Raw genomic sequence first — 14189 nt, forward strand, 5'->3', positions numbered from 1 at the left:
GCCCCTTCGATGTCAGCTGGGCCTCGGGGGGAGCTTCGGGCGGGCGTGGTTGGGGACCTCGGTGTAGTCGGGGGGAATGGCCGCCGGGTTGGACTCCAGCAGCTCCAGGGCCAGTTGGACCGCGTCGTCGAGTTGGGCGTGCCGGCCCTCGGCCCAGTCCAGGGGGGTGCGCATGATCTCCAGGTCCGGGGTGACGCCGTGGTTCTCCACGGACCAGCCATAGGCGTCGAACCAGGCCGCGTTCATCGGGACCGTGATGACCGTGCCGTCGCCGAGGCGGTGGCGGCCGGTCATACCGACCACGCCGCCCCAGGTGCGCTGGCCGACCACCGGGCCGAGTTTCAGCAGCTTGAACGCAGCGGTGATCATGTCGCCGTCCGACGACGTCGCCTCGTCGGCGAGGGCCACGACCGGGCCCCGCGGCGCGTTCGAGGTGTACGACACCGGTTGTGCGTCCCTCGTCAGGTCCCAGCCCAGGATCGTCCGGGTCAGCTTCTCGATGACGAGTTCGCTGATGTGGCCGCCCGCGTTGCCGCGTACGTCCACGATGAGGGCGGGCCGGGACACCTCCATGCGCAGGTCGCGGTTGAACTGGGCCCAGCCGGAGCCGCCCATGTCGGGGATGTGCAGGTAGCCGCACTTGCCGCCGCTCAACTCCCGTACGACCGCACGGCGTTTGGCGACCCAGTCCTGGTAGCGCAGCGGCCGTTCGTCGATGAGCGGGACGACGGCGACCCGGCGGGCCCGGCCCGGCTCCCCTTGCGCCGGGGTGAACGTCAGCTCCACGGTCGTACCGCCGGAGCCGGCGAGGAGCGGATACGGTCCGGTCACCGGATCGACCGGGCGGCCGTCGACGTGGGTGAGGATCGCGCCCTCGCGGATGCCGGTGCCGGCCAGCGGTGAGCGGGCCTTGGAGTCGGAGGAGTCGCCGGCGAGGATGCGTTTGACCAGCCAACGGCCGTCGCGCTGGACGAAGTTGGTGCCGAGGAGGCCCTGCCAGCGCTGGTAGTGGGGCGGGCCCTCGTTGCGGCGGGCGGGGGTGACGTAGGCGTGCGAGGTGCACAGCTCGCCGAGGACCTCGCGCAGCAGGTCGGCGAACTCGTCGGGGGAGGCGACCCGTTCGACGAACGGCCGGTACTGGTCGAGCACCGCGTCCCAGTCGAGGCCGCTCATGCCCGGGTCCCAGAAGTAGGCGCGGATGATCCGTCCCGCCTCGTCGTAGGCCTGGCGCCATTCGGCGGGCGGGTCGACCACGTGCAGGATGCGGCGCAGGTCGATCCAGACGGTCGTGTCGCTGTCGCCCATCTCCGCGGAGGGCACCGCACGCAGGTCGCCCTCGTCCACCACGACCAGCCGGGTACCGTCGCCGCTGACCGCGAACCAGTCCAGGTGGTCGACCAGTTCGGACTTCTTCGCCTTGGTGATGTTGAAGTACTCCAGGGTGGGGCGGCCGCTGATGTCGGCTGGATTGACGAAGGTCTCGCCGAGCGCGCCGGAGATCGGCCAGCGCAGCCAGACCAGGCCGCCGCCGGCGACCGGGCACAGCGCGGAGTACTTGGAGGCGATCACCGGGAACGGCGTGACCCGCATCGCCAGGCCCTCCACCTCCACGGTCACCGTGCCGGCCTCGCCCGTCTCCTCCTCCTCGACCGGGTCGAGCCCGCCGGCCGCCGGACGGCCCTCGGGGTTCAGGGCGAAGGGGGAGGGGGTCGCCGAGTTCAGCGGGACGAGGTAGGGGCGGCAGCCGAGCGGGAAGGACAGGTCGCCGGTGTGGACGTCGTACACCGGGTCGAAGCCGCGCCAGGAGAGGAAGGCGAGATAGCGGCCGTCGCGGGTGAAGACGGGGTTCTCGTCCTCGAAGCGGCCGTTGGTCACGTCCACGATCAGCCGGTCCTTGATCCGGGCCAGCTTGATCTGGCGCAGCGAGCGGCCGATGCCCGGATGGGACCAGGCGAGCCAGGCGCCGTCCGGGGAGAAGGCGAGGTCGCGGACGGGGCCGTTGACGGACCGGATCAACTCGGTGACATGTCCGCCCGCACCGCCTGCGTATCCAGCGCCGTCGTCTCGGGATTCTCCGGAACCCACGTGGCCGTCTCCGGTTTCTCCGGAGCCTTCGCGGCCTTCGCTAGTTTCTCCGGAGCCTTCGCGGCCTTCGCTGGTTTCTCCGGAGCCCTCGCCGCCCTCGCCGGCCTCTCCGGTTTCTCCGGAACCCACGCCGCCGTCTCCGGTCTCTCCGGAATCCTCGCGGCCTTCGCCGGTCTCTCCGGAGCCCTCGCCGGGCCCGCCGACCTCCCCGGAATTCTCGCCGGCCTCGCTGGCCTCGCCGGCCTTCCCGGAATTCTCGCCGCCCTCGCCACCCTCGCCGACCTCTCCGGAACCCCCGCCGCCCTCGCCGGCCCCCGTGTCCGTGGCCTCCTCCTCCGCCACGTCGATCAGCAGCAGCCGCCCGTCGTGCGAGGCGACTGCCAGCCGTTCGCCCTCGGGATCGCAGGCCATCTCCAGGACGCGGCCCAGTGCGCCGGAGGCCACCCGGCGCGTGGCGCGGTCGCCGGTCGCGCGGGGCAGCTGGGCGATCTCGACGGCGTCCTCGCCCTCCGCGTCGGTGACGTAGGCGACCTGGCCGGTCGTGCCCAGCATCTCCGGCAGCCGTACCCGCACGCCGGGCGTGTCGGTGATCGTACGGGCGGGGCCGTCGCGGTGGGTGAGCCAGTACAGGCTGCCGCGTACGACGACGGCGCTGGCCCGGCCGGTCTCGTCCACGGAGATGCCGTCGATGTTCTGCGCGGCCGGCACCTGGTAGCGGCGGCGCCCGGTGGCCGGGCCGCCGAGACGGACGTCGAGCTTGCGCGGTACGGCATCCGGGGAGAAGTCGTCCACCAGCCACAGGTCGCCCGCGCACTGGTAGACCACGCGCGTGCCGTCACTGGAGGCGTGCCGGGCGTAGAAGGCGTCGTGGTCGGTGTGGCGGCGCAGATCGGTGCCGTCGTGGGCGCAGGAGTAGAGGTTGCCGACGCCCTCGTGGTCGGACAGGAAGGCGATCCGGCCCGCGACGAACATCGGGCAGTCCAGATGGCCGCCGATGCCGGGCACGAGTTGCCGTCCGTGCAGCCAGAGGCGGCCCGTGGCGCCGCCGCGGTAGCGCTTCCAGGAGGCCGGTTCGTGCGGCGGGGTGCCGGTGAGCAGGAGGGTCTTGTGCTCGCCGTCGACGTCGGCGACCTGGATGTCCGCCACCGGGCCCCAGGGCAGCCGCCCGCCGGGGTCGCCGTCGGTGGGGACCTTGTAGGCCCAGGTGAAGTAGGAGAAGGGCTGGCCGTGGGAGGCGACCGCCAGGATGTGCCCGTCCGGGTCCCAGCCGCAGACCTGCGTGTCCGAGCTGCCCCAGTACGTCAGCTGCCGCTCGGGGCCGCCGTCGACGCCGACGAGGTGGATCTCGGGCACGAGGCTGTGCCAGCCGGTGTACGCGATCCGGCGGCCGTCGGGCGAGAAGCGCGGGTGCCCGGTCTTCGTGCGGTCCGCGGTGAGCCGCCAGGCCCGGCCCGGGGCGTCGAGAGGGGCCAGCCAGAGGTCGTCCTCGGCCACGAAGCACAGCAGGTCGCCGCTGAGGTGGGGAAAGCGCAGATAGCTCACCTCCCCATGCTTTTCCGCCCGCTGGGGCCCAGCAACTTATGCGGCGCTCACATCCGTGACCCAAGACACGTACGAAACGGTTTCGTTTCGTACGTGCCTCAGGGTATCTTCATGGTGTACGAAGCAGGAGGCTGCGGAGTGGGAAGGTGAGTGGCATGACCGAGGCCGTCGCAACGGCGCGTCGCAGTCGGATCACGCCCGAGCGCGAGGCCGAGTTGTACGAGGCCGTGCTCGACCTGCTCCGCGAGGTCGGCTACGACGCCCTCACCATGGACGCCGTCGCCGCCCGCACCCGGTCCAGCAAGGCCACGCTCTACCGCCAGTGGGGCGGCAAGGCCGAGCTGGTCGCGAAGGCGGTGCGGCACAACAAGCCGGGCGGCCCCGCCGACGAGGTCGACACCGGGTCGCTCAGGAGCGACCTGCACGCCCTCACCCTGCGTTCGGACGACTGCGAGATGGAGCAGAACTCCGCGCTGATGCGGGGCCTGGCGATGGCCGTCCACGGCAACCCGGACCTGCTGCGCGCGTTCAAGGACCATCTCATCGAACCGGAGCTGGCGGCCTTGCGCCGTGTGCTGCAACGGGCGATCGACCGCGGCGAGGTCCGCGCGGACAACCCGGCGATCGACTACGTGATGCACATGATGATCGGCGCGTTCGCCGCCCGCACCCTGCTCGACGAGCAGCCGCCGACGCAGGCCTTCCTCCTGTCATACATCGACGCCGTGGTCCTCCCCGCCCTCGGCGTCCCCACCGGCTGAACCTCTCCCCGACCAAGCCCACCACCTGACGTCACCGCTCACGTCGTCGGGCTGATCACCCCTGCCCTGATGAACCCCACGACCTGACCGGGAGTACGGCTCCGTGGCCACGTATCTCTACAAGCTAGGCCGTCTCGCCTTCCGGCGACGGCACTTCGTCGCCCTCATATGGGTCGCGCTGCTCACCCTCGCCGGGGTGGGCGCCGCCTCCGCGCCGGCCGCCGGCAACACCTCCTTCTCCATCCCCGGCACCGAGGCGCAGAAGGCCTTCGACCTGCTGGACCAGCGCTTCCCCGGCATGAACGCCGGCGGCGCCACCGCGCGGATCGTCTTCAAGGCGCCCGGCGGCGAGAAGATGACCGACGCCGGCAACAAGGCGGCCGTCGAGAAGACCGTCAAGGAGCTGAGAAGCGGCTCCGAGGTCACCTCCGTCGCCGACCCCTACGCCGGGCACACCGTCAGCCAGAACGGCTCGATCGCCTACGCCTCGGTGAAGTACCAGGTCTCCGGCATGGAGCTGAAGGACTCCTCCAAGGACGCCTTGAAGGAAGCCGCCCAGCACGCGCGGGATGCCGGGCTGACCGTCGAGATCGGCGGTGACGCGCTCAACGCGACCCCCGAGACCGGCTCCAGCGAGGCAATCGGCATCGCGATCGCCGCCGTCGTCCTCGTCATCACCTTCGGCTCCCTGCTCGCGGCCGGATTCCCGCTGCTCACCGCCATCATCGGGGTCGGCATCGGCGTCTCCACGATCACCGCGCTCGCCAGCGCCCTGGACCTCGGCTCCACGACGTCCACCCTGGCTTCGATGATCGGCCTGGCCGTCGGCATCGACTACGCCCTGTTCATCGTCTCCCGCTACCGCGCCGAACTGGCCGAGGGCCGCGAGCGCGAGGAGGCGGCCGGACGGGCCGTCGGCACCGCGGGCTCGGCGGTGGTCTTCGCCGGCCTCACCGTGGTCATCGCCCTGGTCGGCCTGTCGGTCGTCAACATCCCGATGCTGACGAAGATGGGCGTCGCGGCGGCGGGCACGGTCGCCATCGCCGTCCTGATCGCCCTCACGCTGATCCCGGCGCTGCTCGGCTACGCGGGCCGCAGGGTCAAGCCGGCCGGCCAGAAGAGCAAGCTGCTCGGCGGCGGCCGTACGCCGAAGAAGCCGGGCCGCCCCAACATGGGCACCCGCTGGGCGAGCTTCGTCGTACGGCGCCCGGTCGCCGTCCTGCTGCTCGGCGTGCTCGGCCTCGGCGCGGCGGCGATCCCGGCGGCCTCCCTGGAGCTGGGCCTGCCCGACGACGGCTCCCAGCCGACCTCCACCACCCAGCGCCGCGCCTACGACCTGCTCTCCGAGGGCTTCGGACCGGGCTTCAACGGCCCGCTGATGGTCGTGGTCGACGCCAAGGGCAGCGCGCACCCCAAGACGGCGTTCACCAAGGTCGGCGACGAGATCAAGGGCCTGAACGACGTCGTCACGGTCACCCCGGCCATGCCCAACAAGGCCGGTGACACCGCGACGATCACCGTCGTACCCAAGTCCAAGCCGTCCTCCCAGACGACCCAGGACCTGGTGCACACCATCCGCGACAAGGGCGCGGACATCGCCGCGGAGACCGGCTCCAAGGTCCTGGTCACCGGCTCGACGGCGATGAACATCGACGTCTCGCAGAAGCTGAACGACGCGCTGCTGCCGTATCTGGCGCTGGTGGTCGGCCTCGCGTTCCTGCTGCTGATCGTGGTCTTCCGCTCGGTCCTCGTCCCGCTGAAGGCGGCCCTCGGCTTCCTGCTCAGCGTGCTCGCGGCCCTCGGCGCGGTCGTCGCGGTCTTCCAGTGGGGCTGGCTGTCCGGCCTGATGAACGTCGAGCAGACCGGTCCGGTCATGTCGATGATGCCGATCTTCATGGTGGGGGTCGTCTTCGGCCTCGCGATGGACTACGAGGTCTTCCTCGTGACCCGGATGCGGGAGGCGTACGTGCACGGCGAGAAGCCCAGCCAGGCGGTGGTGACGGGCTTCAGGTACGGCGCACGCGTCGTGACCGCCGCCGCCGTCATCATGATCGCCGTCTTCTCCGGCTTCATGGGCTCCAGCGACTCGATGGTCAAGATGATCGGCTTCGGCCTCGCGATCGCCGTCTTCTTCGACGCGTTCATCGTCCGCATGGCCATCGTCCCGGCGGTGCTCGCCCTGCTCGGCAGGCGGGCCTGGTGGCTGCCGAAGTGGCTCGACCGGGCGCTGCCCAACGTCGACGTCGAGGGCGAGGGGCTGCGCACGCAGACCGACGCGGGCCGCAAGGACGCCGATCCCGACGAGGAGCGGGAGCTGGTACGGGCCTGACGTACCGCCGCTGACACCGGACCGGCCGGTGAGGGTGCCCGTGGGGACGGGCCTGCACCCTCACCGGCCTTCTGCCTGCCCGAAGTGCCTTCTGAGTGGCGAAAACCCGATGAGCGGGGCTCGGGCGATGGCGTAGCGTGCCCGGCATGACGACGACAGCCGCCACTGACGCCGACGAATGGGGAGCCCACCCCCGTTTCGCCGAGGCGCTGCGCGCGCTCGGCCTCGACGACGTGCTCCGGCGGACCAGGCGGTTCCCGGAGGCGACCCGGACCGCCGCCGAGGCCGCCGCGGCCATCGGGTGCGAACTCGGCCAGATCTGCAAGTCGCTGATCTTCGCCGCCGACGGGGCGCCGGTGCTGGTCCTCATGGACGGGGCCTCACGCGTGGACGTGGAGCGGGTGCGGAGGGAACTGGGCGCCGGCGAGGTCACCCGGGCCGGCGCCGGTGTCGTACGCGAGGCCACCGGCTACGCCATCGGTGGCGTCCCGCCCTTCGGGCACCGCACGCGCACGCGTGTCCTCGCCGACCGCTCGCTGCTCGCCCACGACGTGGTCTGGGCGGCCGCCGGAACGCCGCACACCGTCTTCCCGATCGAGCCCAAGGCACTCGTGGCCCACGCCGGTGCCGACCTGGTGGACGTGCGCGAGCAGACCGCGTGACGCCCCTGGTCACGGCCGCCGTTCTGCTCGCCGCGGTCACCCACGCCAGCTGGAACGCCATCGCGCACCGCATCACCGACAAGCTGGTCGGCTTCACCCTGATCTCCGGGGGCGGGCTGCTGATCGGGCTCGCGATCGTGCCGTTCGCCGCGTTCCCGGCGGGGCCCGCCTGGCCGTACCTGCTGACCTCGGCCGTCGTGCACATCGTCTACTACGTCCTGCTGATGACCTCCTTCCGGCTCGGCGACTTCGGCCAGGCGTACCCCCTCGCACGCGGCAGCGCGCCCCTCGTCGTCACCGTGCTGGCCGCCGTGTTCGCGCAACGAGGTGCCCGACGGCTGGGCGCTGGCCGGGATCGCCGTGTCCTGCGTGGGGCTCATGGGCGTCAGCCTGTGGGGGCTGCGCGGCAGCCGGCCCAACTGGGCGGCGATCTCCGCGGCCCTCGCGACCGGGCTGACAATCGCGGCGTACACGGTGATCGACGGCCTGGGCGTACGGGCCGCGCACTCGCCGCTCGGATACATCGCCTGGCTCATGGCCGTCCAGGGAGTCGTCGTCCCGGGCTACATGTACGCACGCGCGCGTGCCGACACCGTCCGGCTGCTGCGCCCCCACGCCGCCGTAGGCCTCCTCGGCGCGGCCCTGTCCGTCTCCGCGTACGCCCTGGTCCTGTGGGCCCAGACCCGCGCCGAACTGGCCCCGATCGCCGCGCTGCGCGAGTCCTCGATCATCGTCGGCGCCGCGATCGGCGCGATCGTCTTCAAGGAGCGCTTCGGCGCACCCCGGATCGCGGCGGCCGGGCTGCTGGTGGTGGGGATCGGGTTGATGTTGCACGCCGGGTAGCCGGGTAGTCCGGTAGGGAGAAGTGGGCAGCAACCGGACGACAGGGAGCCCTCAATGACCGACAAGCCGACCGTCAGCGTCCTGGGCACCGGCATCATGGGGGCCGCGATGGCTCGGAATCTGTGCCGCGCGGGGCTGGAGGTGCGCGCGTGGAACCGGACGCGTGAGAAGGCCGAGCCGCTCGCCGCCGACGGTGCACGGATCGCGGACACCCCGGCCGGGGCCGTCGAGGGCGCCGACGTCGTCCTGACGATGCTGTACGACGGCAACACCGCGCTGGACGTCATGCGCGAGGCCGCACCGGCACTGCGGCCCGGCATGGTGTGGGCGCAGTGCACCACCGCGGGGATCGAGCTGGTCACCGACCTGGCCGCGTTCGCCGGCGAGCACGGACTGGTCTTCTACGACGCACCCGTCCTCGGCACCAGGCAGCCCGCCGAGGCCGGTCAGCTGACCGTGCTGGCCGCCGGGCCGCAGGAGGGGCGGCAGACGGTCGCGCCCGTCTTCGACGCGGTCGGCGCGAAGACCATGTGGACCGGGACCGACGGCGGCGCGGGCAGCGCCAGCCGGCTGAAGCTGGTCGCCAACAGCTGGGTGCTCGCGGCCACCGCGGCGGCCGGCGAGGTCCTCGCCCTCTCCCGGGCCCTCGGCGTGGACCCGCAGGGCTTCTTCGACCTCATCGAGGGCGGTCCGCTCGACATGGGATACCTGCGCGCGAAGTCGGCCCTGGTGCTCGACGGCAAGCTGACCCCGCCGTCGTTCGCGGTGGCCACCGCGGAGAAGGACGCCCGGCTCATCGTGCAGGCGGGTGAGCGGGGCGGCGTACGGCTGGACGTCGCCGAAGCCGCCGCGGAACGGTTCGCCCGCGCCGCCGCGCAGGGCCACGGGGACGAGGACATGGCCGCCGCGTACTTCGCCAGCTTCGGCACCGAGGCGTCGACATGACGGGCCGGGGTGCCGTGGCGCACCCTGGAGGCAAGGGTTTTCGGAGGTGATCGTCATGATGCACACCGCTGTGGGATGGCACATAGAGCTGGAGTTCAAGGAGGATGATCAGCACACGAAGGCGGCGGCCCTGGTGCGCTTGCCCGACGGAAGCGAGGTACGGGCGCACGGCCACGCCACCCGGCACAACGTCGACGCCAACCAGCCGAGGGTCGGCGAGGAGATAGCCGGTGCACGTGCCCTCAACGAACTGGCCATGCAACTGCTGACCAAGGCACACGACGAGATCGACGCGGCGTCCGGACGGACCTCGCACACGATCAACGTGTGACAGCGCGCACCGTATGACCCCGCGTCTGCGTGCAGGGGCGTGCGCCGGGGCGCACAGTCCTGCCCAAGCGCCTATGCGAGCGCCGTGCGTACCGCCCGCACCAACGCCTGCGCCCTCGGGTCCGCCGTCACGCCCTTGCGGAAGCCGTTGGTGACATAACCGAAGGCGATGCCGCTGTCCGGGTCGGCGAACGCGAGCGGGCCGCCCCGGCCCGGGTGGCCGAAGGAGCCGGGGGAGAGCAGCGGGGACGCCGCGCCGTGCAGCATGTAGCCGAGGCCGAACCGGGTACCGACCACCAGGACCCGGTCCGGTCCGGCGGACTGCTCGGCGCGGGCCAGTTCCGCCGTCCGCGGGGTGAACAGCCGGGTGCCGCCGTCCACCTCGCCGATGAGCGAGGCGTAGAAGCGGGCCAGCCCGTCGGCGGTGGCGATGCCGTTGGAGGCGGGCAGGGCGGCCGAGCGGTAGGCGGGGTCGTTCTCGTCGGGGAAGGGGGTGATCGCGGCGAACGCGCGCCGGGTCAGCGAGTCCGGGTCGGCGTACGCCTCGGCCACCGCACGCTTGGGGCGCAGCTTCAGGCCGCCCACCGCTTCGGGTGCCTCGACGGGGCCGACGCGGCCCGCGCGCGCGTGCTCCGGCTCCGGCAGGCCGAGCCACAGATCCGCGCCGGCCGGACGCGCGATCTCGTCCGCGATCCACTCGCCGGCCGGGCGGCCGGTGATCCGCCGGATCAGCTCGCCGGTGAGCCAGCTGTAGGTCTGGGCGTGGTAGCCGTGGTCCGTGCCCGGCTCCCATACCGGCGTCTGCGCGGCGACGGCCGCGGCGCCGAGGTCGGGGTCGGCGGCCTCGGCGGGGGTCAGCGGGCGGTCCAGCACGGGCACGCCCGCGCGGTGGGCCAGCAGGTGCCGCACGAGGGTGTGCTCCTTGCCGGCCGCCTTGTACTCGGGCCAGTACGTGCCGACCGGGGCGTCCAGGTCCAGCTCGCCGCGCTGGTGCAGGAGCAGGAGCGCGGCGGCGGCGACGCCCTTGGTGGCGGAGTGCACGATCTGCGCGGTCCCGGGCTCCCAGGGCGCCGTACCGTCCACATCCCTGGTGCCGGCCCACAGGTCGACGACCTTGTGCCCGTCGCGGTACACGGCGACGGCCGCGCCGCGTTCTGCGAGCAGGGCGAAGTTCGCTGCGAACGCCTCCCTGACCGGCTCGAAGCCCTCGGCCACTGTGCCGTTCACGTCCACGTCCGCCGTCCCTTTCGATCACGGTCCCATCACCTGCGACGGTGGGTGCAACAGCGGCTGCGCGCCTGTGATTCCTCGGTGGGATCAGCCCAGCAGGATCGTTACGTCGATGTTGCCGCGCGTGGCATTGGAGTACGGGCAGACCTCGTGCGCGGCGTCCACCAGCCGGGCCGCCACGTCCGGGTCCAGCACCGGCAGGGAGACGCTCAGGGCGACCGCGAGGCCGTAGCCGCGGTGCCGGTTCGGGCCGATGCCGACCTTGGCGGCGACCGTGGAGCCGGTCAGGTCGTAGCCCGCGCGGTTGCCGACCAGGATGAGCGCGTTGTGGAAGCAGGAGCTGTAACCGGCCGCGAACAGCTGTTCCGGGTTGGTGCCGTTGCCGTCGCCGCCCAGCTCCAAAGGCATCGCGACCTTCAGTTCGAGCCGGCCGTCCTGGCTGGTGACATAGCCCTCACGGCCGCCGTGGGCGGTGGCCTCGGCGACGTACATGATCTTCGTGGGACGGGTGTCGACAGCGGTGTCCTCGGTCATGGCCGGCCTCCCCCGGAACAAGTGGCGCACAAGTACATCGTGCACAAGGTACTGGCCGGTAGGTCAGCAGTGGGAGCCAGGGGGTGGCAACCGGGGGTAACCCGAGATCAGCGGTCGGCCGCCGCGGCGGCGCGCTCGGTGAGCTTCCACAACTCCTCGCGCAACCGTGCGACCTCCTGCGCGCCGAGACCCGTCGTGGTGAGAAGTGCGCCGGGTACGCGCGCAGCGCGCTCCCTCAGTTCCTCGCCGCGCCCGGTGCACGTGACGAGCACCGAGCGCTCGTCGCCCACCGCGCGCTCCCTGCGCACCAGACCCGCCCCCTCCAGCCGCTTCAGCAACGGCGAGACGGTCCCGTAGTCCAGGCGCAGGGCGCCCGCAAGCTCCTTCACGCTGGTCTCGCCGCGCTGCCACAACACCAGCAGCACGAGGTACTGCGGATAGGTGAGCCCGAGGTCGTCCAGAAGCGGGCGGTATGCGGCGGTCACGGCGCGCTGTGCGGCGTACAGCGCGAAGCACAGCTGGTCGTCCAGCAGCAGCGACCCTTCCACGGCGCGGTCCTCGTTCGTCACGCGCCCATTGTCGCGGACCGCGGCCCGAAGCCGAACGGCAGTCGTCGACCCGTGCGCGCGGATTCTGTGCACGCGAGGGCGAGGTGTTGCATCTCGTCGAGGCGGGAACCGGAAAATATGCGACATTGGAGAGGAAGCGGAGGCATAGCTTTCGTATGGGTCACGCAGGGTGAAAGGGCGGTCCGATGTCTGTGATCGAGCAGTACGCGCGCGCCCATATCGTCACGGACGAGGAGGACCCGGGAGCCGTACCGGTGGTACTCCGGTACGACCCCGACCGCGATCCACGGTCGGTCCGGGTCGGCCTGCCGGGCCCCCACGAGTGGACCTTCTCGCGCGCGCTGCTGGAACGAGGACTGCGGGCACCGGCCGAGAGCGGCGCGGTACGGGTGTGGCCGTGCGGCCGTGTGCAGGCCGTCGTCGAGTTCCACTCTGACAACGGTGTCGAAGTGGTCCAGTTCGACTCGAAGGCGCTGCTGAGATTCCTGCGCCGGACCTATACGGCCGAGCCGGTACGGAGCTGATCAGCCGCCCGTCTTGAGCAGGGCCGCCACGATCGGGCCGGCCGTGTCGCCGCCGTGGCCGCCCGCCTGGACCACGCCCGCGGCGGCCAGATCGCCCTTGTAGGCGGTGAACCAGCCGTTCGGCTTCTTCTGTCCGTCGACCTCGGCGGAGCCCGTCTTGGCGCCGTAGTCGCCGCTCATGCCCGCCATCGCCTTGGCCGCCGTGCCGTAGTCCGCGGTGAACCGCAGGACCTCCTTCAGCTGGGACTGCGTCTTCGCCGACAGGGTGCGGGCGGCCTTCGCCAGCGTGCGGTTGTCCACCGAGGGGGACACCAGGTACGGCTGGTGGAAGGCGCCCGACTCGACCGTGGCCGCCACGGACGCCATGTTCAGCGGGTTCATGCGCACTCCGCCCTGCCCGATCAGCGAGGCGCCCATCTGCGCGCCGCTCTGCACCGGGACCGCGCCGTCGAACGACGGGACGCCGATGGCCCAGTTGTCCATGCCGAGGCCGTAGACCTGCTGGGCCTCCTGCGTCAGGTCGTTGTCGGACAGCTTGGGCGCGAAGTCGATGAAGGCGTTGTTGCAGGAGGCTCCGAAGCTCTGCTTGAACGTGCCCTTCTTGATCTCGGAGTCGCCGTCGTTGTGGAACGTCCAGCCGGCCAGCTTGTACGTCTTGGGGCAGGGGTGCGAGGCGTCCGGGGTGATGAGCTTCTTCTCGAACAGCATGGTCGACGTCACGATCTTCATCGTGGAGCCGGGTGCGAGGGAGCCCTGGAAGGCGACGTTGAAGCCGTGCTCGCTGTTGGCGACCGCGAGGATCTCACCGGTCGAGGGCCGTACGACGACCACGGAGGCCTTCGACCGCTTGCCGACCTGCTGCTCGGCCGCCGCCTGGAGGGTGGGGCTCAGCGTCGTCTTCACCGTGCCCGGCGTGCCCTTGCTCAGTTCCACGAGCGTCTTGTCGGACAGCTGGGCCTTCTGCGAGGCCGCACCGCGCACCACACGCAGCTCGATGCCGGCCTTGCCGCCCGCCGTCTTGCCGTACTTCTCCCGCAGCCCGTCCAGCACCGCGCCCAGGGAGGGGTACTTGGCGGTGGTCACCTCGCCGCCGTCCCGGTCCAGCGCCTTGATCGGCGGGGTGCCGGACTCGCCGGTGACGAGCGTGTCGCCGTCCTTCAGGTCCGGGTGGACGACGGAGGAGTGCCAGTCGACCAGCGGCTTGCCGTCGCTGGGCCGCCGCACCACGGTCAGCGAACTGCCGTACGCCAGCGGCTTGCTGAGCTTCTGGTACGACACCGTCGCCTTGACGGAGAACGGCACCTCCTCGCCCGTCGGCGTGCCGGTGGTGAGCGTGACGTCCTTCAGATGGGCGTCCTTGGCGTAGCCGGTGAGCAGCTTGGCCGCGGCGGAGGCGTCGTCGGTGGCGGCGGCCGCCTCGGTGAACCTGCCCTGCTGCCACGCGGTGAGGAAGCTGGTGGAGGCCGCGCGGACCTCCGCGGTGCTGAGCGGGCCGGTCTTGACGGCCTTGTGGTCGGCCGTGGCGGACCTCGGCTCGTCGGCCGCCGCCCCGCCGCCGGTCAGCGCGTAGACGCCGAAACCGGTGCCGCCGACGACCACGGCGATCAGCCCGCCGACCACGGCGGGTCGGGTGGTCCTCCGTCGCTCGGCGACGCGCCTTCTCTTGCCCACAGCCTCAGTTCCTCCGTGCCTTCTCCAGGCTCCCGGTAGCCCTCACACTCCTCAACGACCGCACTCACCTTAAGGTCCCCACCTTGGAGGGTGATGTCGGCGGCCGATCCGTAGCACGGTTGCGACATTCCGCGCCGGACGAGCGCCCCCGGCACGCGCACGGA

At 71.6% G+C, this 14189-nt stretch carries 11 protein-coding genes and 1 pseudogene; 7 read left to right on the forward strand and 5 right to left on the reverse strand.

Annotated elements, in window-relative coordinates; all coding sequences use genetic code 11:
• Positions 1-12: 12 nt before the first annotated feature.
• Positions 13-3627: a S41 family peptidase gene (locus tag BFF78_RS24500; RefSeq protein WP_069780361.1), complete on the reverse strand. Its 3615-nt coding sequence runs from the start codon at positions 3625-3627 to the stop codon at positions 13-15.
• Between the two features lie 155 nt (positions 3628-3782).
• Between BFF78_RS24500 and BFF78_RS24505 the strand changes: the two genes are divergently transcribed.
• The 6 genes and pseudogenes from BFF78_RS24505 to BFF78_RS24530 all read left to right on the forward strand — a co-directional run bounded on the left by BFF78_RS24505 (position 3783) and on the right by BFF78_RS24530 (position 9498).
• Entirely contained in the window at positions 3783-4388 is a 606-nt protein-coding gene (locus tag BFF78_RS24505) for a TetR/AcrR family transcriptional regulator (RefSeq protein WP_069780362.1), read from the forward strand.
• Positions 4389-4491: 103 nt separating this feature from the next.
• Positions 4492-6717: an MMPL family transporter gene (locus BFF78_RS24510; protein WP_069780363.1), complete on the forward strand. Its 2226-nt coding sequence runs from the start codon at positions 4492-4494 to the stop codon at positions 6715-6717.
• Between the two features lie 146 nt (positions 6718-6863).
• Positions 6864-7379, forward strand: a complete 516-nt coding sequence (locus tag BFF78_RS24515; RefSeq protein ID WP_069780364.1) for a YbaK/EbsC family protein — start codon at positions 6864-6866, stop codon at positions 7377-7379.
• Positions 7376-8222 (forward strand): annotated as a pseudogene (locus BFF78_RS24520) (EamA family transporter). The gene BFF78_RS24515 and the pseudogene BFF78_RS24520 overlap by 4 nt, the downstream one beginning before the upstream one ends.
• A 54-nt stretch (positions 8223-8276) precedes the next feature.
• Positions 8277-9167, forward strand: coding sequence for an NAD(P)-dependent oxidoreductase (locus BFF78_RS24525; RefSeq protein ID WP_069780365.1), 891 nt, complete (start codon positions 8277-8279; stop codon positions 9165-9167).
• Between the two features lie 55 nt (positions 9168-9222).
• Positions 9223-9498 carry a DUF1876 domain-containing protein gene (locus BFF78_RS24530; RefSeq protein WP_069783788.1) on the forward strand — a complete coding sequence of 92 codons (276 nt, stop codon included), beginning with the start codon at positions 9223-9225 and terminating at the stop codon, positions 9496-9498.
• Between the two features lie 71 nt (positions 9499-9569).
• Here BFF78_RS24530 and BFF78_RS24535 read toward each other — a convergent pair whose 3' ends face one another.
• The 3 genes from BFF78_RS24535 to BFF78_RS24545 all read right to left on the reverse strand — a co-directional run bounded on the left by BFF78_RS24535 (position 9570) and on the right by BFF78_RS24545 (position 11830).
• Positions 9570-10730, reverse strand: coding sequence for a serine hydrolase domain-containing protein (locus tag BFF78_RS24535; RefSeq protein WP_069780366.1), 1161 nt, complete (start codon positions 10728-10730; stop codon positions 9570-9572).
• An 84-nt stretch (positions 10731-10814) separates the two neighbouring features.
• Positions 10815-11261: an organic hydroperoxide resistance protein gene (locus BFF78_RS24540; RefSeq protein WP_069780367.1), complete on the reverse strand. Its 447-nt coding sequence runs from the start codon at positions 11259-11261 to the stop codon at positions 10815-10817.
• A 107-nt stretch (positions 11262-11368) separates the two neighbouring features.
• On the reverse strand, positions 11369-11830 hold the full coding sequence (locus BFF78_RS24545) for a MarR family winged helix-turn-helix transcriptional regulator (protein ID WP_069780368.1): 462 nt from the start codon (positions 11828-11830) through the stop codon (positions 11369-11371).
• 185 nt (positions 11831-12015) lie between these two features.
• On the opposite strand from BFF78_RS24545, the gene BFF78_RS24550 reads away from it, so the two are divergent.
• The gene (locus BFF78_RS24550; RefSeq protein ID WP_069780369.1) at positions 12016-12354 is read left to right on the forward strand and encodes an SsgA family sporulation/cell division regulator; all 339 of its coding nucleotides are present in this window, start codon (positions 12016-12018) and stop codon (positions 12352-12354) included.
• Here the strand turns inward: BFF78_RS24550 and BFF78_RS24555 are convergent, their stop codons facing one another.
• The gene (locus tag BFF78_RS24555) at positions 12355-14025 is read right to left on the reverse strand and encodes a penicillin-binding transpeptidase domain-containing protein (protein ID WP_069780370.1); all 1671 of its coding nucleotides are present in this window, start codon (positions 14023-14025) and stop codon (positions 12355-12357) included. It lies immediately after the preceding gene.
• Between the last annotated feature and the right edge of the window lie 164 nt (positions 14026-14189).

The sequence above is a fragment of the Streptomyces fodineus genome (assembly GCF_001735805.1).
Classification (GTDB): Bacteria; Actinomycetota; Actinomycetes; order Streptomycetales; family Streptomycetaceae; genus Streptomyces; species Streptomyces fodineus.

What these genes read in the sequence shown, in the direction of transcription:
- BFF78_RS24530 (WP_069783788.1), top strand. Translation starts at nt 9,223, where the DNA reads ATGATGCACACCGCTGTGGGATGGCACATAGAGCTGGAGTTCAAGGAG.
- BFF78_RS24550 (WP_069780369.1), top strand. Translation starts at nt 12,016, where the DNA reads ATGTCTGTGATCGAGCAGTACGCGCGCGCCCATATCGTCACGGACGAG.
- BFF78_RS24515 (WP_069780364.1), top strand. Translation starts at nt 6,864, where the DNA reads ATGACGACGACAGCCGCCACTGACGCCGACGAATGGGGAGCCCACCCC.
- BFF78_RS24540 (WP_069780367.1), bottom strand. Translation starts at nt 11,261, where the DNA reads ATGACCGAGGACACCGCTGTCGACACCCGTCCCACGAAGATCATGTAC.
- BFF78_RS24505 (WP_069780362.1), top strand. Translation starts at nt 3,783, where the DNA reads ATGACCGAGGCCGTCGCAACGGCGCGTCGCAGTCGGATCACGCCCGAG.
- BFF78_RS24525 (WP_069780365.1), top strand. Translation starts at nt 8,277, where the DNA reads ATGACCGACAAGCCGACCGTCAGCGTCCTGGGCACCGGCATCATGGGG.